Origin of the sequence: Kitasatospora sp. NPDC004669, from assembly GCF_040609455.1 — a bacterium.
Lineage (GTDB): Bacteria > Actinomycetota > Actinomycetes > Streptomycetales > Streptomycetaceae > Kitasatospora.
Map to the genome: position 1 here is coordinate 52,311 of NZ_JBEXKB010000048.1, position 19,682 is coordinate 71,992.

Consider the following 19,682-nt stretch of genomic DNA (forward strand, 5'->3'; position numbering starts at 1 on the left):
CAGCGGATCGAGGTACCGGCCGCCGCGCAGCAGCCCCCAGTGCAGGCAGTCCCGCGCGCCGCAGTGTCGTCCGTCCGGGGCGAGCTGCCCGACCACCTGCCCGGCGGTCACCTGGGTGCCGACCGGGACGGTCCCGGTGACCGGCAGGTAGGTGGTCCGGAGCGGGGGAGCCCCCGAGCCCGGGTGGGCGACGGTCACCACCGGCCGCCCAGCCACCAGGCCGGAGAACACGACCACCCCGGCGGCCGCCGCCCGTACCTCCGCCCCGGGCGCGGCGGCGAGGTCCACTCCCCGGTGCCCGGCCGCCCAGGGTTTCGCCGACGGTTCGAACCGTCGGAGCACCCCACCGGGCCCGCCCACCGGCCAGGCCCGCGCCGCCGCACCCCGTTCGGGCCCGTCCCCGGTCGCGCCGGCCGCGGCCCCCGCGCCACCGGACAACCCGAGCACCGTCGTCACCACCAGCACCACCCCGGCGAAGGCGGCGAACACCCCTCGAACCCCACTGAGCCCAGTCATGCTCCGAGGCTCGCCGTGCCCCCGGCCTCACACCACCCACTTCCGGATTCCTGTGGACAAACCGCCTCCGCCCCCGACCGGTGTCCCTCCGGCGGGTGTACGGACGCCGCCATCCGGTGTACAAGCGGTATACCGGCACCGGATCGTGGGCAGGCACCCGGCCGACGCGCATCCGGTGCGCACCGCCCTCCCGCCGCCGCGGGCCCGCCCGTCGCAGCCGTTTCCCGGACTTCTCCAAGGCCCTCCGCAGGCCCTCCGCCGCTCGTGAAGTCGCTCGCCCCTCGGCGCTTCCCGTACACTTCACACGCGACCCGGTCCGCCGGGTCGACTTCGCACGCCCCGCCACCGGTGGTCGGACGCGGTTCATCCGCAGCCCCGCCAGGTGCGAGTGCCGCTCGGTCCGCCGAGCCCGACCGGTCCCCGGACCGAGCGGGTGGAGCGGCTCGGCACGTTCGGGGCGTCAGGCGTGGCTGTCACCTGGCCGCCACGGACAACCGAGACTGACCCGGCCGTAGGCGGTCACCCGACGGGAAAACCCCACGGGAACGCCACAGCCGGGCCGTAACACCTGAGGAGCACGGCAATGGCCGTCGTCACGATGCGGGAGCTGCTGGAGAGCGGCGTCCACTTCGGTCACCAGACCCGCCGCTGGAACCCGAAGATGAAGCGCTTCATCATCACCGAGCGCAACGGCATCTACATCATCGACCTCCTGCAGTCGCTGAACTACATCGACCGCGCCTTCGAGTTCATCAAGGAGACCGTTGCCCACGGCGGCAGCGTCCTCTTCGTCGGCACGAAGAAGCAGGCCCAGGAGGCCATCGCCGAGCAGGCCACCCGCGTGGGCATGCCCTACGTGAACCAGCGCTGGCTCGGCGGCATGCTGACCAACTTCTCGACCGTCTACAAGCGCCTGCAGCGCCTGAAGGAGCTCGGCGAGCTGGACTTCTCGGACGTGGCCGGCTCCGGCCTCACCAAGAAGGAGCTCCTGGTCCTCCAGCGCGAGCACGACAAGCTGGAGAAGACCCTCGGCGGTATCCGCGACATGCAGCGCGTTCCCAGCGCTGTCTGGATCGTGGACACCAAGAAGGAGCACATCGCGGTCGGCGAGGCCCGGAAGCTCAACATCCCGGTCGTCGCCATCCTCGACACCAACTGTGACCCGGACGAGGTCGACTACAAGATCCCGGGCAACGACGACGCGATCCGCTCCGTCACCCTGCTGACCCGCGTGATCGCCGACGCCGTCGCCGAGGGTCTGAAGGCCCGCGCCGGTGTCGCCAAGGGCGACACCAAGGCCGAGCCGGGCGCCGACCAGCCGCTGGCCGACTGGGAGAAGGACCTCATCGAGGGCGAGAAGAAGGCCGAGGAGGCCCCCGCCGCCGCCGAGGCTCCGGCCGCCGCCGAGGCTCCGGCCGAGCAGGCCTGACGTACCAAGGGTGAGGGGTACCCGCCGGTGCGAAGCCGGCAGGTGCCCCTCTCTCCCGCGCCGGGACCGAACCACCGGTCCCGGCGCCACCCCACGCAGACACGCGAGACGCGAGAAGAGATTCACACCATGGCGAACTTCACCGCCGCGGACGTCAAGAAGCTCCGTGAGCTCACCGGCGCCGGCATGATGGACTGCAAGAAGGCCCTGGACGAGGCCGAGGGCAACGTCGAGAAGGCCGTCGAGTTCCTGCGCATCAAGGGCCAGAAGGGCGTTGCCAAGCGCGAGGGCCGTGACGCCTCCAACGGCGCCGTCGCCGCGCTGATCGCCGAGGACAAGAAGTCCGGCGTCCTCGTCGAGCTGAACTGCGAGACCGACTTCGTCGCCAAGGGCGAGAAGTTCGTCGAGGTCGCCGACGCGATCGCCGCCCACGTCGCCAAGACCACCCCGGCCGACCTGGACGCCGCCCTGGCTTCCGAGATCGAGGCCGGCAAGACCGTCCAGCAGTTCGTGGACGAGGCCAACGCGAGCCTGGGCGAGAAGATCGTCTTCCGTCGCTTCGCCCAGTTCGACGGTGACGGCTACGTCGCGGTCTACCTGCACAAGACCAGCCCCGACCTGCCGCCGACCGTCGGTGTCCTGGTCGAGCTGGACAAGGAGAACGCCGAGGTCGCCAAGGACGTCGCGCAGCACATCGCCGCCTTCGCGCCGAAGTTCCTGTCCCGCGAGGACATCCCGGCCGAGGACCTCGAGAACGAGCGCCGCGTCGCCGAGGCCACCGCTCGCGAGGAGGGCAAGCCGGAGGCCGCCCTGCCGAAGATCGTCGAGGGCCGCGTCACCGGCTTCGTGAAGGAGAACTCCGTCCTGGAGCAGGCCTTCGCCAAGGACAACAAGAAGACCGTCGCCAAGGTCCTCGAGGAGAACGGCGTCGCCCTCAAGCGCTTCGCCCGCTTCCGCGTCGGCGCCTGAGCCACGTTCCACCTGGTCCCCGGCCCCTTTAGGCTGGGAACCGCCCCCGCCCGCTGACCAGGGCGGGCGGAACGCCGAACGGGCTCACCCAGCGCCAACCGTCCATGGGCGGGCCGCTTCGGCACCATGAACGACGAGGAGGCCATTGCCGTGCAGGACACCGAACCGGTTCCCGCGGCAGTGGCCTCCTCGCGTGTACACGCAGGCCGGGTATCCGCACACCCAGGCCTGTGAGCCAGCAGGTGCAAAAAGGAGAAGTCCATGCAGGAGACGCAGGAGACCGCGCAGGACCCCAAGGCGGGCTCGCGCCGCCGGGTGCTGCTGAAGCTGTCCGGTGAAGCCTTCGCCGGTGGCGGCGGGCTCGGCGTCGACCCGGACGTCGTGCACGCGATCGCCCGGGAGATCGCCACGGTCGTCCGCGCCGGTACCGAGGTCGCGGTGGTCATCGGTGGCGGCAACTTCTTCCGGGGTGCCGAGCTGCAGGTCCGTGGCATGGACCGGGCCCGCTCGGACTACATGGGCATGCTCGGCACCGTCATGAACTGCCTCGCGCTGCAGGACTTCCTGGTCAAGGAAGGCATCGAGACCCGGGTCCAGACCGCGATCACCATGGGCCAGGTCGCCGAGCCGTACCTGCCGCTGCGGGCCGTCCGGCACCTGGAGAAGGGCCGTGTGGTGATCTTCGGTGCCGGTATGGGCATGCCGTACTTCTCCACCGACACCACGGCCGTCCAGCGCGCCCTGGAGATCCACGCCGACGTCCTGCTGATGGGCAAGAACGGCGTGGACGGCGTCTACGACTCCGACCCGCGGACCAACCCGGACGCGGTGAAGTTCGACGCGCTGGAGTACTCCGAGGTCATCGCGCGTGACCTGAAGGTCGCCGACCTCACCGCGATCACGCTGTGCAAGGACAACAACCTCCCGATGCTGGTCTTCGAACTGCTGGCGGAGGGCAATATCGCGCGCGCGGTGAAGAGTGAGAAGATCGGCACACTCATCAGCCAGGATTCCGTCCGGGCCTGAGCAGCAACCAGCCGTACGGGACGGCGTCCGCCGCGACCGGCCCCGACGCCGACACCGGTCGGGACAACAGCAGATGAACCGGACAGGGAGACCACAGTGATCGAAGAGACCCTCCTCGAGGCCGAGGAGAAGATGGAGAAGGCCGTTTCCGTCGCCAAGGACGACCTCGCGGCCATCCGCACCGGCCGTGCCCACCCGGCGATGTTCGCCAAGATCGTCGCCGAGTACTACGGCGCCGTGACTCCCATCAACCAGCTGGCCTCGTTCTCGGTGCCGGAACCCCGGATGGCGGTCGTCTCGCCGTTCGACAAGACCGCGCTGAAGGCCATCGAGCAGGCCATCCGCGACTCCGACCTGGGCGTCAACCCGTCGAACGACGGCTCCATCATCCGAGTGGTGCTGCCCGAGCTCACCGAGGAGCGCCGCCGGGAGTTCATCAAGATCGCCCGCACCAAGGGCGAGGACGCCAAGGTTTCGATCCGTTCGGTGCGCCGCAAGGCCAAGGACGCCATCGACAAGCTGGTGAAGGACGGCGAGGTCGGCGAGGACGACGGCCGCCGCGCCGAGAAGGAGCTCGACGACACCACGGCCAAGTACGTGGCCCAGGTCGACGAGCTGCTGAAGCACAAGGAAGCCGAGCTGCTCGAGGTCTGATGAACGACGCCCCTGACGCCCCTGGCTACTGGGGCCCGTCCGACCAGCAGTTCCAGCCCTACCGCCCGGCGCCGCAGCCGCAGGCACCCCGGCCGTCGGCCCAGCCGACGCCGGGGTACGGCGAGCACCCGGCGCCGGTCCAGGGCCAGTCCGTCCCGGGGCACGCGGTTCCGGGGCACGCCGTTCCGGGGCACGTCGGCCCGGGGCATCCCGCCCAGGGACACCCCGGCCACCCGGGCGGCCGGGCCGCCCACCAGGGTGCGCCGGCCGCTGTCCCGGGTGACCACGGCCTCCGTTCGGATCACCCGCAGCAGCCTCCGGTGTACTGGGGCGGCGACGCGGAGGAGACTCAGATCATGCCTCCCGTACCGGCCGATCCCGGCCCGCACTCCGGCGTGCCCGACCACGGCCCCGCTCAGGGCCCGTCGGCGCCGTACGGGCAGGCGACCCCCGGTCAGCCGGCCGAGCCCGGCTCCGGCCCGGCCCGGGAGGCCGGCCGGCTGACCGGCGGCCCGCTGTTCCGGGACGAGCAGCCCGAGACGGCGCCGCCGGGTGTGACGGAGACGGTCGTGCTGCGCGCGATATCCGACGACGTCACCCCCGCCCCCGGTCCCGGCGCCCAGCCGTACCCGGGGGCTCCGGTGCATCCCGTGCCGCCGCAGAGCCACCAGGTGGTCGGGCAGCCCCACTTCGTGCCGTCGTCCCACCCAGGGCAGGAGACACCCGTGGCCGCCCAGCCCGCCCCGCAGCCGGAGTCGCGCAAGCAGCGCGGTGGCCGTAACCTCCAGGCCGCCATAGGTGTGGGGGTGGGTCTCGGCGCGGTGATCGTCGCCTCGCTGTTCGTGGTCAAGGCGCTGTTCCTGGTCGTCGTGATGGCCGCGGTCGCGGTCGGCAGCTGGGAGCTGACGACCCGGCTCGCCGAGCGCAAGCAGATCAAGGTGCCGCTGATCCCACTGTTGGTGGGCGGGGTCGCCATGGTCGCCACCGGCTACTGGGCCGGGATCCAGTGGGCCGCGGCCTCGCTCGCGCTGACCGGGCTGGCGGTGATGGTCTGGCGGATGGCCGCACCGCCGGAGGACTACCTGCGGGACATAACGGCGGGTGTGTTCACCGCCTTCTACGTGCCGTTCCTGGCCACCTTCGTGGCGATGATGCTGGCGGCCGACGACGGCCCCCAGCGGATCGTGCTCTTCCTGATCGTCACGATCTGCAGCGACACCGGGGCCTACGCCGTGGGCTACAAGTTCGGCAAGACCAAGCTGGCCCCGACGATCAGCCCCGGCAAGACCCGCGAGGGCCTGGCCGGCGGCATCGGCCTGTCGATGCTGGCGGGCGCCCTGCTGATGCAGCTGATCATCGACGACGGCAGCTGGTGGCAGGGCCTGATCCTGGGCGGCTGCGCGGCGGTCACCGCGACCCTGGGCGACCTTGGCGAGTCGATGATCAAGCGCGACCTCGGGATCAAGGACATGGGCACTCTGCTGCCCGGCCACGGCGGCATCATGGACCGGCTGGACTCGCTCCTGCCGACCGCCCCGGTGGTCTGGCTGCTGCTGGCCGCCTTCGTCGGCAGCTAGCGCGAGATCTCACCGCGAGGGCCCCGGACGCCTGGCGTCCGGGGCCCTCGCGCGTCTGCGACACTGGAACAACCATGCCTAAGCCCGGAGAACTCACCTTTGTCGCGCCGCGCGGCGCCAAGCCCCCGCGACACCTCGCCGACCTGAGCCCCGCCGAGCGCAAGGAGGCCGTCGCCGAGCTGGGCGAGCAGCCGTTCCGCGCCAAGCAGCTCTCCAACCACTACTTCGGCCGGATGTCGAACGACCCGGCGAGCTGGACGGACATCCCTGCCGCCAGCCGGGAGAAGCTCACCGAGAGCCTGCTGCCCGAGCTGATGTCGGTGGTGCGGCACGTCTCCTGCGACGACGACGCCACCCGCAAGACGCTGTGGAAGCTGTTCGACGGCACCCTCGTCGAGTCGGTGCTGATGCGCTACCCGGACCGGGTCACCATGTGCATCAGCTCGCAGGCCGGCTGCGGCATGAACTGCCCGTTCTGCGCCACCGGCCAGGCCGGGCTGACCCGCAACCTGTCCACCGCCGAGATCGTCGAGCAGATCGCCGCCGGGATGCGTGGGCTCAAGGCAGGCGAGATCCCGGGCGGCGAGGCGCGGCTGTCCAACGTGGTCTTCATGGGCATGGGCGAGCCACTGGCCAACTACAACCGGGTGCTGGCCGCGATCCGCCGGCTGACCGACCCGGCCCCGGACGGCTTCGGGCTGTCCCAGCGCGGCATCACGGTCTCCACCGTCGGCCTCGTCCCGGCGATGAACCGGCTGGCCGACGAGGGCCTCAGCTGCCGTCTGGCGCTGTCGCTGCACGCCCCGGACGACGAGCTGCGCGACGAGCTGGTCCCGGTGAACACCCGGTGGAAGGTCGCCGAGGTGCTGGACGCGGCCTGGAACTACGCGGAGAAGTCCGGTCGCCGGGTCTCCATCGAGTACGCGCTGATCAAGGACATCAACGACCAGGCCTGGCGCGCGGACCTGCTCGGCCGGCTGATCAAGAACCACCGGGTGCACGTCAACCTGATCCCGCTGAACCCGACCCCGGGTTCCAAGTGGACGGCCTCCCGGCCGGAGGACGAGCGCGAGTTCGTCCGTCGGCTCCAGTCGCACGGCGTGCCGACGACCGTGCGCGACACCCGTGGCCAGGAGATCGACGGCGCCTGCGGCCAGCTGGCCGCGGCCGGCTAGGAGTCAGCGCAGTCCGGCGGCCGCCAGTGCGGCGGTCGCCCCTCCGGTCAGCAGCAGTGCGGTGCCGACCGCGAGGGTGCGCAGCGCGACCGCGCCGAACAGCAGCCGGGGCGAGGCGCCGAGGCGCAGCAGTGCGTCGGTGACCTCGCTGCGGTCGGTGCGGACCTCGGCCAGCCGGGAGACCACCGCGGCGGCCGCACAGCCGAGCACCAGGCAGGCCTCGACGGCGGGCAGCGCGTCGGCGCTGTCGGGTGTGCCGATCCAGTAGCGGATGGTGGTGAGCACCAGCGCGACGGTGAGGGTGAGGACGGCCAGCGGCGGCCCGAGCCGCCGGGCCTGGGCAGTGAGGCCGCGTCCGGCCAGCAGTCGCAGCGGGGTGGGCCGACCGATCGCGAGCAGCCGCCCGGTCCAGGCGAGCAGCGGGCCGGTGAGCAGCGCGAGGCCGAGCGCGCTGGCGGCCCAGCCGCCGAGGGCGGCGGTGCTGGTGGTGCCGAGCCCGGCGGGCAAGTGGATCGGGCGTCCGTCGGCGGCGGCGTCGGGACGCAGTGCGATGAGTTCGAGCGCGGCGCCGATCACCACCAGCCCGATCGGCAGGGCGATCCGCCAGACGCCGAAGTCGGTCCGGACGTGGGTGCGGCGGCCGGGCAGGGTGTCGGCGGCGGGCACCGCGCAGGCGGCGGCGACGCCGGCGGTGAGCGGGACCAGGGCGAGCAGGGTGACCGGCGCGGCGGCCGGCAGCGGCACGCCCATGCCGAGGTCGGGGGCGAGCGAGGGCCCGGCGATGTCGTTGCGCAGCACCAGGAAGAGCAGCAGGGTGAGCACGCTGCCGAGGGTGCAGGCGAGCGCGACCTCACCGGCGATCAGCGTGCGGATCGTGCGGGAGCCGGCGCCGGCGGCGGTGAGGCCGGCGATCCGCTCGGGCCGCCGGGCGGGCACCGAACGGGCGGTGACGGCCGCGAACCAGGCGACGGCGGCGAGCGGGGGCAGGCACCAGAGCAGCCGGACCAGTGCGTCGGTGCCGCCGAGCGGGTCGCTCAGCGCCCGGCCGAGGGAACGCAGCAGGAAGGCGGCGACGACGCCGGCGACCAGTGCGGTGAGCAGCCAGCGGCCGAGGTCGGGCACCCGGTAGCTCCGGGCCAGACGGAGGTAGAACACGTCGACTCTTTCAGCGGCTGGGCGTCGTCAGCGGCGGGTGGCCGTGACGGCGGACGCACTGGTCGTCCCCGGGGTGGCGGTGCCGCGCGGGACGGGGGCGGCGGGGGCGGTGAGCCGTCCGTCGACGAGGGCGACGGCACGGTCCGCGAACCGGACGAGCTCGGGATCGTGGGTGGCCAGGACGAGGGTGAGTTGGTGCGAGCGGGCCGCGCTGGTCAGTATCCGCAGGACCTGGTCGGTGGCCTCACGGTGCAGCGGGGCGGTGGGGTCGTCGGCGAAGACGACGGGCGGCAGCGGGGCGAGGGCGCGGGCCACGGCGATCCGCTGGCGCTGGCTCTGGACCAGCCGGTCGGGGCGCTGTCGGCCGATCTCGCCGACGTCGAGGCGCTCCAGCCACTCGTCGGCGGCGGTGTAGGCGGCCTTGTTGCCGGCCCCGGCGAGCAGCAGCGGCAGGGCGACGTTCTCGCGGGCGGTCAGTTCGGGGACCAGGTGCGGTTCGGAGCCGACGAAGCCGAAGCGGTCGCGGCGCAGCCGTTCGCGGCCGGACCGGCCGAGGGTGTGCACGGGGGAGCTGTTGAACCAGACCTCGCCATTGTCGACCGTGAGCTGGGCGGAGAGGCAGCCGAGCAGGGTGCTCTTGCCGGAGCCGCGCGGGCCGGTGATGGCGAGCACCTCGCCCTCGCGGACGCCGATCGAGATGCCGCGCAGGGCGGGCGTGCCGTAAAGGGACTTGACGATCCCTCGGGCCCACAGCACGTCGTTGTCAGGCGGTGCCGCTGACATGAGGTTCCATCCTGGGTGCCGCAGGGATATGACAGTCGTCAGATTAGAACGACCGGGACCGGTCGCGGTTGCGGCGCACTGGTCCATCACGGGCAAATCACCCGCATTCAGGCATGTTTGGTCGTACGACTGTGATGTTGCCGGGCCGCCGGGCGGGGACGCCGAAGGGCGGCCCCGCGGGGAGCGGGGCCGCCCTTCGGCGGAGGGTGGGGAAGGGGGCTCAGGGGATCAGAGCTTCGCCCACGCGTCGGTGAGGCTGGTCCGCAGGATCTGCTCGATCTCGTCGAAGGTCGACTGGTCGGAGATCAGCGGCGGGGCCAGCTGGACGACCGGGTCGCCACGGTCGTCGGCGCGGCAGTACAGGCCGTTGTCGAAGAGGGCCTTCGAGAGGAAGCCGTAGAGCACGCGCTCGGTCTCCTCGTCGTTGAAGGTCTCCTTGGTGACCTTGTCCTTCACGAGCTCGATGCCGTAGAAGTAGCCGTTGCCGCGGACGTCGCCGACGATCGGCAGGTCGCGCAGCTTGCTGAGGGTGCCCAGGAAGCGCGACTCGTTGTCGAGCACGTGCTGGTTCAGGCCCTCGCGCTCGAAGATGTCGAGGTTGGCGAGCGCCACGGCCGAGGAGACCGGGTGGCCGGCGAAGGTGTAGCCGTGCAGGAAGGTGTTGTCGCCCTTGTAGAACGGCTCGGCGATGCGGTCCGAGATGATCGTGGCGCCGATCGGGGAGTAGCCCGAGGTCATGCCCTTGGCGCAGGTGATCATGTCCGGCACGTAGCCGAACTTGTCGGCGCCGAACATGGTGCCGAGGCGGCCGAAGGCGCAGATGACCTCGTCCGAGACCAGCAGCACCTCGTGGCGGTCGCAGATCTCGCGCAGGCGCTGGAAGTACCCGGGCGGCGGCGGGAAGCAGCCGCCGGCGTTCTGCACCGGCTCGACGAAGACGGCGGCGACGGTCTCGGGGCCCTCGAAGAGGATGGCCTCCTCGACCTGGTCGGCGCACCAGCGGCCGTACGCCTCGGGGTCGACGGTGCCGTCGGGGCCCTCGAGGTAGTGCGGGGCGCGGTAGATGTTGGTGTTCGGGGCCTTGTGGGTGCCCGGCACCAGCGGCTCGAACGGGGCCTTGAGGCCCGGCAGGCCGGTGATGGACAGCGCGCCCTGCGGGGTGCCGTGGTAGGCGATGGCGCGGGAGATGACCTTGTACTTGGTCGGCTTGCCGATCAGCTTGAAGTACTGCTTGGCGAGCTTCCAGGCGGTCTCGACGGCCTCGCCGCCACCGGTGGAGAAGAAGACCTTGTTCAGGTCGCCCGGGGCGTAGTTGGCCAGGCGCTCGGCCAGCTCGACGGCCTTGGGGTGCGCGTAGCTCCAGATCGGGAAGAACGCGAGTTCCTTGGCCTGCTTGGCGGCGACCTCGGCGAGCTCGGTGCGGCCGTGACCGGCCTGCACGACGAACAGGCCGGCCAGGCCGTCGATGTACTTCCGGCCCTTGTCGTCCCAGATGTACGTGCCCTCGCCCTTGACGATGGTCGGCACGGGGGAGTTCTCGTACGACGACATGCGGGTGAAGTGCATCCACAGGTGGTCGTAGGCGGTCTTGGAAAGGTCCTTCTGCGCCGGGTCGGCTGTCATCGGGTGCCCCAGGTGTAGGTCTGTTTCCGGAGCTTCAGGTAAACGAAGCTCTCGGTGCTCCGCACGCCGGGAAGCGCGCGGATGCGCTTGTTGATCAGTTCGAGCAGGTGCTCGTCGTCCTCGCAGACCAGTTCGGCCAGGAGGTCGAACGAGCCTGCGGTGCAGACGACGTAGTCGACCTCGTCGAGGGCGGCCAGCGCGTCGGCGACGGGCTCGATGTCGCCCTCGACCCGGATGCCGACCATCGCCTGGCGGGTGAAGCCGACGGTGAGCGGGTCCGTGACGGCGACGATCTGCATCACGCCCTGGTCGAGCAGCTTCTGGACGCGCTGTCGTACGGCCGCCTCGGACAGGCCGACGGCCTTGCCGATGGCGGCGTACGGGCGGCGCCCGTCCTCCTGGAGCTGCTCGATGATCGCCTTGGAGGCGGCGTCGAGGGGAACGCTCGCGTTCCGGTCGCGGTTGGCCACGCGGCCACTGTGCCTGATCGCTCCCCTGTTCGCAAGCGAGGAAACTGCTGATTTCGTCGCGGTCTTGGAAATCGCATGCGGATTTCATCGTGTAAGCGGGCCAAGCCTGTCGATCCCGGCAGTATTGCGGCTACCCTGGCACGGTACGCGCGCGCCCCCGCAAGGCGGCGCGCATTCCGCCACCAGTGGACCGCGCCGCTTCGGGCCCGGCCACTCGGCACCCTTCGTAGGCCGGACCCGCCGACGTACCATGGCGCCGGAATCTGCAATGCCGCAGGCCCAGACCGAGGAGAGACCCGTGAGCGACCTTCGCACGCTGCGCAACTACATCAACGGTGAGTTCGTCGACGCGGCTGACGGCCGCACGCTCGACATCGTGGACCCGACCACCGGCGAGGTGTACGCGACGTCGCCGCTGTCCGGTGCCGCTGACGTGGACGCGGCCATGGCCTCGGCCGCCGCCGCGTTCCCGATCTGGCGCGACGCCACCCCGAGCACCCGGCAGAAGCTCCTGCTGAAGATCGCCGACGCGGTCGAGGCCCGGGCCGACGAGATCGTCGACGCCGAGGTGCGCAACACCGGAAAGCCCCGCGCGCTGACCCTCTCCGAGGAGATCGGCCCGATGGTGGACCAGATCCGCTTCTTCGCCGGCGCCGCCCGCCTGCTGGAGGGCAAGGCCGCCGGTGAGTACATGGACGGGATGACCTCGATCATCCGCCGCGAGCCGGTCGGCGTCTGTGCCCAGGTCGCGCCGTGGAACTACCCGATGATGATGGCGGTGTGGAAGTTCGCCCCGGCCATCGCCGCGGGTAACACCGTCGTGCTGAAGCCCTCGGACACCACCCCTGCCTCCACCGTGCTGCTGGCCGAGATCATCGGCGGCGTCCTCAAGGACCTGGAGCTGCCGGCCGGCGTCTTCAACGTCATCTGCGGTGACCGCGAGAGCGGCAAGCTGATGGTCGAGCACAAGACCCCGGCGATGGCCTCGATCACCGGCTCGGTCCGGGCGGGCATCCAGGTCGCCGAGTCCGCGTCCAAGGACGTCAAGCGCGTCCACCTGGAGCTGGGTGGCAAGGCCCCGGTCGTGGTCTTCGAGGACGCCGACATCGCCGAGGCCGTCGAGGGCATCTCGGTGGCGGGCTACTTCAACGCCGGCCAGGACTGCACCGCGGCCACCCGCGTGCTGGTGCACGAGTCGATCCACGACGCCTTCGTCGAGGCGCTGGCCAAGGCCGCGGCCGAGACCAAGACCGGCGGTGTGGACGACGAGGACGTGCTGTACGGCCCGCTGAACAACGCCAACCAGCTGAAGCAGGTCGCCGGCTTCATCGAGCGCCTGCCCGCCCACGCCAAGGTCGAGGCCGGTGGCCACCAGGTCGGCGACAAGGGCTACTTCTACGCCGCGACCGTCGTCTCCGGCCTGCAGCAGGACGACGAGATCATCCAGAACGAGGTCTTCGGCCCGGTCATCACCGTGCAGAAGTTCACCGACGAGGACCAGGCCGTCGAGTACGCCAACGGCGTCGAGTACGCGCTGGCCTCCTCGGTGTGGACCAAGGACCACGCCCGCGCCATGCGGATGTCGCGCCGCCTGGACTTCGGCTGCGTCTGGATCAACACCCACATCCCGCTGGTCGCCGAGATGCCGCACGGCGGCTTCAAGAAGTCCGGCTACGGCAAGGACCTGTCGGCGTACGGCTTCGAGGACTACACCCGGGTCAAGCACGTCATGACTGCGATCTGATGATCGTCTGAACTGACAAGGGGCCCGGGTCTTTTCGATCCGGGCCCTGTCACTTTGCACCCTGTCGGCGGGTCGCGTGACCGACTGACAGGATGAAACTGCACTTCGGCGGCGGGCGGCCCTAGCCTTACCGGCATGAGCATCCCCACCGCTGACTCAGCCGCCGGCCGGGCCGTCAAGGCCGCCGACCGCGCGCACGTCTTCCACTCGTGGTCCGCCCAGGCGCTGATAGACCCCCTCGCGGTGGCCGGCGCCGAGGGCTCGTACTTCTGGGACTACGACGGCAACCGCTACCTCGACTTCTCCTCGCAGCTGGTCAACACCAACATCGGCCACCAGCACCCGAAGGTGGTCGCCGCGATCCAGGAGCAGGCGGCGAAGCTCTGCACCATCGCGCCCGGCTTCGCGGTCGAGTCGCGCAGCGAGGCCGCCCGGCTGATCGCCGAGCGCACCCCGGGCGACCTGGACAAGATCTTCTTCACCAACGGCGGCGCCGAGGCCAACGAGAACGCCATCCGGCTGGCCCGGCTGCACACCGGCCGGCAGAAGGTGCTGTCCACCTACCGCTCGTACCACGGCGCCACCGCCAACGCGATCGCCCTCACCGGCGATCCGCGGCGCTGGGCCAACGAGACCGGCGTCTCCGGTGTGGTGCACTTCTGGGGCCCGTACCCCTACCGATCCAACTTCCACGCCGAGAACGAGGCGCAGGAGTGCGAGCGCGCGCTGGAGCACCTGGAGCAGGTGCTCGCCTTCGAGGGGCCGGGCACCGTCGCGGCGATCATCCTGGAGACGGTGGTCGGCACCGCGGGCATCCTGATCCCGCCGGCGGGCTACCTGGCCGGGGTGCGGGAGATCTGCGACCGCTACGGGATCGTGTTCATCCTCGACGAGGTGATGGCGGGCTTCGGCCGCACCGGCGAGTGGTTCGCCGCCGACCACTGGGGGGTCACCCCGGACCTGCTGACCTTCGCCAAGGGCGTCAACTCCGGCTACGTGCCGCTGGGCGGCGTGGCGATCAGCGCCGAGATCGCGGCCACCTTCGCCGAGCGGGCCTTCCCCGGCGGGCTCACCTACTCCGGCCACCCGCTGGCCTGCGCCTCGGCGGTGGCCACCCTCAACACCATGGCGGAGGAGGGCATCGTCGAGAACGCCAAGCACATCGGCGAGACGGTGCTCGGCCCCGGCCTGCGCGAGCTGGCCGAGCGGCATCCCTCGATCGGCGAGGTGCGCGGCCTGGGCGTGTTCTGGGCGCTCGACCTGGTGCGGAACCGGGAGACCCGCGAGCCGCTCGTCCCGTACAACGCCGCGGGCGCGGACAACGCGCCGATGGCCGAGCTGGCCGCCGCCTGCAAGCAGCGCGGGCTCTGGCCGTTCGTCAACATGAACCGCTTCCACGTCGTTCCGCCGTGCACCGTCACCGAGGAGGAGGCCAAGACCGGCCTCGCGGTGCTGGACGAGGTGCTGTCGCTCACCGACGCGCACACTGTCTGACGTACCTACCAGGACGGCCCCGGGCACCCGTGTGTCCGGGGCCGTCCCACGCTCCGGAAGGCCCCACATGTCCAGCAGCTCCACCCCGCCCCGTCGTTCCGCCCCGAGCCGCCCTCAGGGCCCCGCACGCATACGCCGACGTTCCGTGCTCGGCGGGGCCGCGCTGCTCGGCGCCGGTACGCTGACCGGCTGCGGCATCCCGTCGGCGTACGTCGCCGAGGACCGCCGTTCGGCGCCGGACCGCTCGGAGAGCGACAAGCGGCTGAACTTCTCCAACTGGACGCAGTACATCGACACCGACGACCGGGGCAGGCGCCCGACCCTGGACGCGTTCAGCGAGAAGACCGGGATCGCGGTCACCTACAGCGAGGACATCAACGACAACGACGAGTTCTTCGGCAAGATCAGCCCGGTGCTCACCCAGGGCGCCGACCCGGGCCGGGACCTGATGGTGATCAGCGACTGGATGGCCGGGCGGTACGTCTCGCTGGGCTGGGTGCAGGCGATGGACCGGGCCAACCTGCCCAATGTCACCGCCAACCTGGACCCGCAGCTGGCGAATCCGGCCTTCGACCCCGGGCGCAGGCGCAGCGTGCCCTGGCAGTCCGGGATCACCGGCATCGCGTACAACCACAAGGCGCTCGGCCGGGAGCTGAAGTCCACCGCGGACCTGTGGGCACCCGACCTCAAGGGCCGGGTCACCCTGTTCGCCGGGCTGGACGAGGCGCTCGGGCTGCTGATGCTCTCCCAGGGCGCGGACATCACCGCCTTCAGCGACGACGACGCGCACAGGGCGATGGACCTGGTGCAGAGGATGGTCGACACCGGCCACGTCCGCCGCTTCACCGGCAACGACTACACCAGCGACCTCGCCTCCGGCGCGGCGATCGCCTGCCAGGCCTACTCCGGCGACGCCGTCCAACTCACCGCCGAGAACCCGGACATCGCCTTCGTGGTGCCGGAGGAGGGCGGCGAGCTGTGGGCGGAGAGCCTGATGATCCCCAACCGGGCCGTGCACAAGCGCAACGCCGAGCTGCTGATCGACTACTACTACCAGCCCGAGGTGGCCGCCGACCTCGCCGCGGCCGTCCAGTACATCTGCCCGGTGCCGGCCGCCCGCGAGGTGCTGGCGGACAGCGGCGACAAGGAGAAGGCCGAACTCGCCGAGAACCCACTGGTGTTCCCGACCGAGGAGATGCGCGCCCGGCTGCACGGCATGCGCGACGTCACCTCGGCCGAGCGGCCCGGGCTGCACAAGGTCTGGGGGCGCATGACCGGAGTGTAAGGGGTCGGGGTGTGACCGCCGTCGATCAGCGGCGGACGGCGTCCAGGGCGAGCAGTGCCACGTGCAGGGACAGGCAGGACTCCACCTGGTCGAGGTCGACGCCGAGGATGCGTTCGACCTTGTGCAGCCGGTCGTAGAAGGACGGCCGGGACAGGTGCGCGGCGTCGGCCGCCGCCGACTTGTTCCGGCCCTGCTCCAGGTAGATCCGCAGCATCTGCACCAACTGGCCGTTGTGCTCGGCGTCGTGGGCCAGCAGTGGGCCCAACTCCCTTTCCACGTAGGTCTGCAGGCGGGCGTCGTCGCGCAGCAGGTGGAGCAGGCCGCGCAGCCGGACGTCGGGCAGTCGGTAGTAGGAGGCGGTCCGGCCGCCGCCGGGCGCGTCGTGCAGGGCGGCGTCGGCGACCTGGGCGGCCTCCAACAGGGTGCGCCGGGCGTCGCGGACCGAGCCGACCGAGGAGCCGACCGCGACCACCGGGCCCGGGGTGTCGGAGCCCTCCCGGTCGGCCTCGGCGGACATCCGGCGCAGGGCGGCCGAGAAGGAGTCCAGCGCGGCGTGCTCGTCCTGCTGGGCGCCGAGCGCGATCAGCAGGCCCACGCCCTCGTCGTCCAGCGCGCCGACCAGGGCCGAGAGCCGGCAGGCCCGGACCGCGCCGGCGGCCAGCTCGGTGAAGTCGCGCAGCCGGGCCTGCGCCTCCAGCGCGGCCGGGATCGGCCCGCGGCGCCGGCGCAGCACCACGCCGACCAGCCGGCGGCCGTCCAGCGGGACGCCGAGCGCTTGGGCGCGCAGGGCCACCTCGGAGACGGTCAACGCGTGGGTGAGGATGCCGGAGAGCAGGGTGCGGTGGGTCTGTCGCTCCAGGCTCTCCCGGTCGCGCACCACGAGCCGGTTGAGCGCCAGCGCGGAGGCGCCGCGCTCCAGCAGCATGGCGTGCGGGTGGGTCTCGCCCTCGGGCAGTGGGCCCGGTTCCTGGATCAGGACCAGCCGGCCCCAGTCCTGGCCGCGGGCGCCGACGGTGGTGACCAGCCAGCCGCTGCGCGGGTCGTGGCCGGTGCGGCCGGGCGGACGGACCCCGCGTGAGCGGCGCTCCCAGTCCTCCAGCAGCTCGACCTCCGGGCGTCCGGCGGAATCGTGGGCGAGCACCTGGTGGGCCAGGTTCTCCAGGACCACCGGCGCGCCCGCCATCCGGGCCACCTGACGGATCACCTCCGGAGCCTCGGCTCCCTCCACCACCAGCTCGTTGAACACCTGGTGGACCGACTCGGAGATTCGCAGCTGCTCCAGCTGGGCGTTGACCACCAGGGCGTGCACGGCCTCGGTGACGGCGACGAAGCGCACCTCGCGGCGGAGCGTGATCAGCGGCAGCCCGCGCTGCTCGGCGGCGTTCACCAGGGCGCGCGGCAGCGAGTCGAAGTAGCGCCGACCGAACTCGACCACCAGTCCGGCCACCCCGACCTCGTCCAGGTCGCGGACGTAGCGGGCCAGGCCCTCCCGGTCCTCGGGCAGCGCGATGCCGGTGGTCAGCACCAGCTCGCCGCCCTGCAGCATCCCGGCGACGTCGGGCAGCTCGCTGACGTGGACCCAGCGCACCGGCCGCTCCAGGCGGTCGGCGCCGGCCACCACCTGGGGCAGGCCGCGCCGCATCACCTCCAGGTCGAGTACTCGGGCGACGGTGGGGAGCATCGCGGGCCTCCAGGGCCGGGGAGGGCCAGAGCGGGGATCGGAGTGGGCAGAGTGTCAGGTGAATCATCCACCGCGGCGACGACCTGTTGCCCTGCGAAGGGCCTTGCACTCTGTAAGGCCCTTTGTGTCGAGACTGTCGAAGTGACCCTTGTCACGTCAACCCCGCACCGGGCAAGGTCAGCGGGACCGCAGACCCCCACGGCGGAAGCACGGCCCCGCAGCGTGCGGTCGAACCGCCGGCACTTGGAGGAACCAGATGGACCTGACCGACTTCGGCGCGGGCGCGCAGTACATCGCGGGCCGTCAGACGCGGGGCGGCGGCGAACCCTTCCAGGTCGTCAACCCCGCTGACGGCAGCGTGGTCGAACAGGTCGCACTGGCCACCGCCGCCGACGTGGACACCGCCGTCGCCGCCGCGAAGGCCGCCCTGCCCGGCTGGTCCTCCGCCACCCCGGGCGCCCGGTCCGAGGCGCTCACCCGGCTGGCCGCCGTACTGGCCGACGCGGCGGAGGACCTCGTCCGGGTGGAGACCGCGCAGACCGGCAAGCCGGTCAAGCTGGCCACCGAGTTCGACGTCCCCGGCACCATCGACAACACCGCCTTCTTCGCCGGCGCCGCCCGCAACCTGGAGGGCAAGGCGGCCGGCGAGTACTCCGGCGACCACACCTCCTACGTACGGCGCGAGGCGATCGGCGTGGTCGGCTCGATCTCGCCGTGGAACTACCCGCTGCAGATGGCCGCCTGGAAGATCCTCCCGGCCGTCGCGGCGGGCAACACCATCGTGCTCAAGCCGGCCGAGCTGACCCCGCTGACCTCGCTGATGTTCGCCCGGGCCTGCACCGCGGCGGGCATCCCGGACGGCGTGGTCAACGTGGTCACCGGCGCCGGGCGCACGGCCGGCGAGCACCTGGTCGCCCACCCCGACGTCGCGATGGTCTCCTTCACCGGCTCCACCGCGGTCGGCAGGCGGGTCGCCGAACTCGCCACCGCGAGCGTCAAGCGCACCCACCTCGAACTCGGCGGCAAGGCCCCGTTCGTGGTCTTCGACGACGCCGACCTGGACGCCGCGGTGCACGGCGCCGTCGCCGCCTCGCTGATCAACGGCGGCCAGGACTGCACCGCCGCCACCCGCGCGTACGTCCAGCGCCCGCTGTACGACGCCTTCACGGCCGGGGTGGCCGAACTGTACGCCGCGATCCGGATCGGCGACCCGCGCGACCCGCACACCGACCTCGGCCCGCTGGTCTCGTACACCCACCGGGACCGGGTGGCCGGGTTCGTGGAGCGTGCCCGCTCCTACGCCACCGTGGTCACCGGCGGCTCCGCGCCGCAGAAGGGCCACGACGGCTCCGACCTCGGCCGGGGCGCCTACTACGCGCCGACCCTGATCACCGGCGCGGCCCAGGACAGCGAGGTGGTCCAGGGCGAGGTGTTCGGCCCGGTGCTGGTGGTGCTGCCCTTCGACGGCGACGACGAGGGCCTGCGGCTGGCCAACGACACCCCGTACGGCCTGGCCGCCTCCGCCTGGACCGGCAATGTGCACCGCTCGCTGCGCGCCACCCGGGAGATCGCCGCCGGGTGCGTCTGGGTCAACGACCACATCCCGATCATCAGCGAGATGCCGCACGGCGGGTACGGGGCGTCCGGCTACGGCAAGGACATGTCCCAGTACTCGCTGGACGAGTACACCCAGGTCAAGCACGTCATGTTCGACACCACCGCGGTGGCCCGCAAGGACTGGCACCGCACCGTCTTCGGAGACAGATAACCCCCGGACCAGGGTGCTTCCCCCACGCGCCCTCATTCCCCCCAGGAGGCCCGTTCCATGGCGTTCAAGGCGTTCAAGGCGTTCAACGAGCTCACCGACGGTCTTCCCGAACCGGTCCGCAGGGCCTGGGAACGCAGTCTGACCGGCGGTCGGGCCGCGGTCGGCCGCCGCACCCTGCTGCGCGCCGCCGCGCTGACCACCGGGGCGGGCACCCTGGCCGCCTGCGGCATCCCGGCGGCGCCCCGGGCGACCGGCGACTCGACCGCCAACGCCGCCAAGGACCTCTCGGACAGCGAGAAGGAGGTCGACTTCTCCAACTGGCCGCTGTATGTG

The 19,682-nt window shown here is 71.6% G+C and carries 15 protein-coding genes and 2 pseudogenes; 11 read left to right on the plus strand and 6 right to left on the minus strand.

All coding sequences use genetic code 11. The features are described from left to right. Window positions 1-15 precede the first annotated feature (15 nt). A pseudogene (locus ABZW30_RS31925) lies at window positions 16-516 on the minus strand (peptidoglycan DD-metalloendopeptidase family protein); the annotation flags it as partial. Window positions 517-1,099: 583 nt separating this feature from the next. Between ABZW30_RS31925 and rpsB the strand changes: the two are divergent. The 6 genes from rpsB to rlmN all read left to right on the plus strand — a co-directional run bounded on the left by rpsB (window position 1,100) and on the right by rlmN (window position 7,346). Then, the gene (gene rpsB / locus ABZW30_RS31930; RefSeq protein WP_355674698.1) at window positions 1,100-1,945 is read left to right on the plus strand and encodes a 30S ribosomal protein S2; all 846 of its coding nucleotides are present in this window, start codon (window positions 1,100-1,102) and stop codon (window positions 1,943-1,945) included. A gap of 129 nt (window positions 1,946-2,074) precedes the next feature. Continuing rightward, window positions 2,075-2,914: a translation elongation factor Ts gene (tsf, locus tag ABZW30_RS31935; RefSeq protein WP_355674699.1), complete on the plus strand. Its 840-nt coding sequence runs from the start codon at window positions 2,075-2,077 to the stop codon at window positions 2,912-2,914. A 261-nt stretch (window positions 2,915-3,175) separates the two neighbouring features. Then, a complete protein-coding gene (gene pyrH, locus ABZW30_RS31940) occupies window positions 3,176-3,940 on the plus strand; it encodes a UMP kinase (protein ID WP_030056790.1) in 765 nt (254 codons plus the stop codon). A gap of 96 nt (window positions 3,941-4,036) precedes the next feature. Next, window positions 4,037-4,594: a ribosome recycling factor gene (gene frr, locus ABZW30_RS31945; RefSeq protein WP_355254729.1), complete on the plus strand. Its 558-nt coding sequence runs from the start codon at window positions 4,037-4,039 to the stop codon at window positions 4,592-4,594. Between the two features lie 500 nt (window positions 4,595-5,094). Then, on the plus strand, window positions 5,095-6,171 hold the full coding sequence (locus tag ABZW30_RS31950; protein ID WP_355674712.1) for a phosphatidate cytidylyltransferase: 1,077 nt from the start codon (window positions 5,095-5,097) through the stop codon (window positions 6,169-6,171). 74 nt (window positions 6,172-6,245) lie between these two features. After that, on the plus strand, window positions 6,246-7,346 hold the full coding sequence (gene rlmN, locus ABZW30_RS31955) for a 23S rRNA (adenine(2503)-C(2))-methyltransferase RlmN (protein WP_355674700.1): 1,101 nt from the start codon (window positions 6,246-6,248) through the stop codon (window positions 7,344-7,346). Window positions 7,347-7,349: 3 nt separating this feature from the next. Here rlmN and ABZW30_RS31960 read toward each other — a convergent pair whose 3' ends face one another. The 4 genes from ABZW30_RS31960 to ABZW30_RS31975 form a co-directional block, all read right to left on the minus strand. Then, window positions 7,350-8,501, minus strand: a complete 1,152-nt coding sequence (locus ABZW30_RS31960; RefSeq protein WP_355674701.1) for a hypothetical protein — start codon at window positions 8,499-8,501, stop codon at window positions 7,350-7,352. Between the two features lie 27 nt (window positions 8,502-8,528). Next, complete coding sequence (locus ABZW30_RS31965) at window positions 8,529-9,284, minus strand: ATP-binding cassette domain-containing protein (RefSeq protein ID WP_355674702.1); 756 nt, start codon at window positions 9,282-9,284, stop codon at window positions 8,529-8,531. 228 nt (window positions 9,285-9,512) lie between these two features. Next, window positions 9,513-10,907, minus strand: coding sequence for an aspartate aminotransferase family protein (locus ABZW30_RS31970; protein WP_355674703.1), 1,395 nt, complete (start codon window positions 10,905-10,907; stop codon window positions 9,513-9,515). Then, window positions 10,904-11,377 carry an Lrp/AsnC family transcriptional regulator gene (locus ABZW30_RS31975; RefSeq protein WP_030243538.1) on the minus strand — a complete coding sequence of 158 codons (474 nt, stop codon included), beginning with the start codon at window positions 11,375-11,377 and terminating at the stop codon, window positions 10,904-10,906. Before ABZW30_RS31975 ends, ABZW30_RS31970 begins: the two co-directional genes overlap by 4 nt. Before the next feature lie 268 nt (window positions 11,378-11,645). On the opposite strand from ABZW30_RS31975, the gene ABZW30_RS31980 reads away from it, so the two are divergent. From ABZW30_RS31980 to ABZW30_RS31990, 3 genes are all read left to right on the plus strand, one after another. Further along, the gene (locus ABZW30_RS31980) at window positions 11,646-13,121 is read left to right on the plus strand and encodes a gamma-aminobutyraldehyde dehydrogenase (RefSeq protein WP_355674704.1); all 1,476 of its coding nucleotides are present in this window, start codon (window positions 11,646-11,648) and stop codon (window positions 13,119-13,121) included. Window positions 13,122-13,256: 135 nt separating this feature from the next. After that, a complete protein-coding gene (locus ABZW30_RS31985) occupies window positions 13,257-14,615 on the plus strand; it encodes an aspartate aminotransferase family protein (protein ID WP_355674705.1) in 1,359 nt (452 codons plus the stop codon). A gap of 130 nt (window positions 14,616-14,745) precedes the next feature. Next, window positions 14,746-15,900: a spermidine/putrescine ABC transporter substrate-binding protein gene (locus ABZW30_RS31990; RefSeq protein WP_355674713.1), complete on the plus strand. Its 1,155-nt coding sequence runs from the start codon at window positions 14,746-14,748 to the stop codon at window positions 15,898-15,900. Between the two features lie 25 nt (window positions 15,901-15,925). On the opposite strand, the gene ABZW30_RS31995 is transcribed toward ABZW30_RS31990, so the two are convergent. After that, the gene (locus ABZW30_RS31995) at window positions 15,926-17,581 is read right to left on the minus strand and encodes a PucR family transcriptional regulator ligand-binding domain-containing protein (RefSeq protein ID WP_355674706.1); all 1,656 of its coding nucleotides are present in this window, start codon (window positions 17,579-17,581) and stop codon (window positions 15,926-15,928) included. A gap of 256 nt (window positions 17,582-17,837) precedes the next feature. On the opposite strand from ABZW30_RS31995, the gene ABZW30_RS32000 reads away from it, so the two are divergent. Both ABZW30_RS32000 and ABZW30_RS32005 read left to right on the plus strand, forming a co-directional pair. Continuing rightward, window positions 17,838-19,349, plus strand: coding sequence for a gamma-aminobutyraldehyde dehydrogenase (locus ABZW30_RS32000; protein WP_355674707.1), 1,512 nt, complete (start codon window positions 17,838-17,840; stop codon window positions 19,347-19,349). Between the two features lie 57 nt (window positions 19,350-19,406). Then, a pseudogene (locus tag ABZW30_RS32005) lies at window positions 19,407-19,682 on the plus strand (hypothetical protein); the annotation flags it as partial.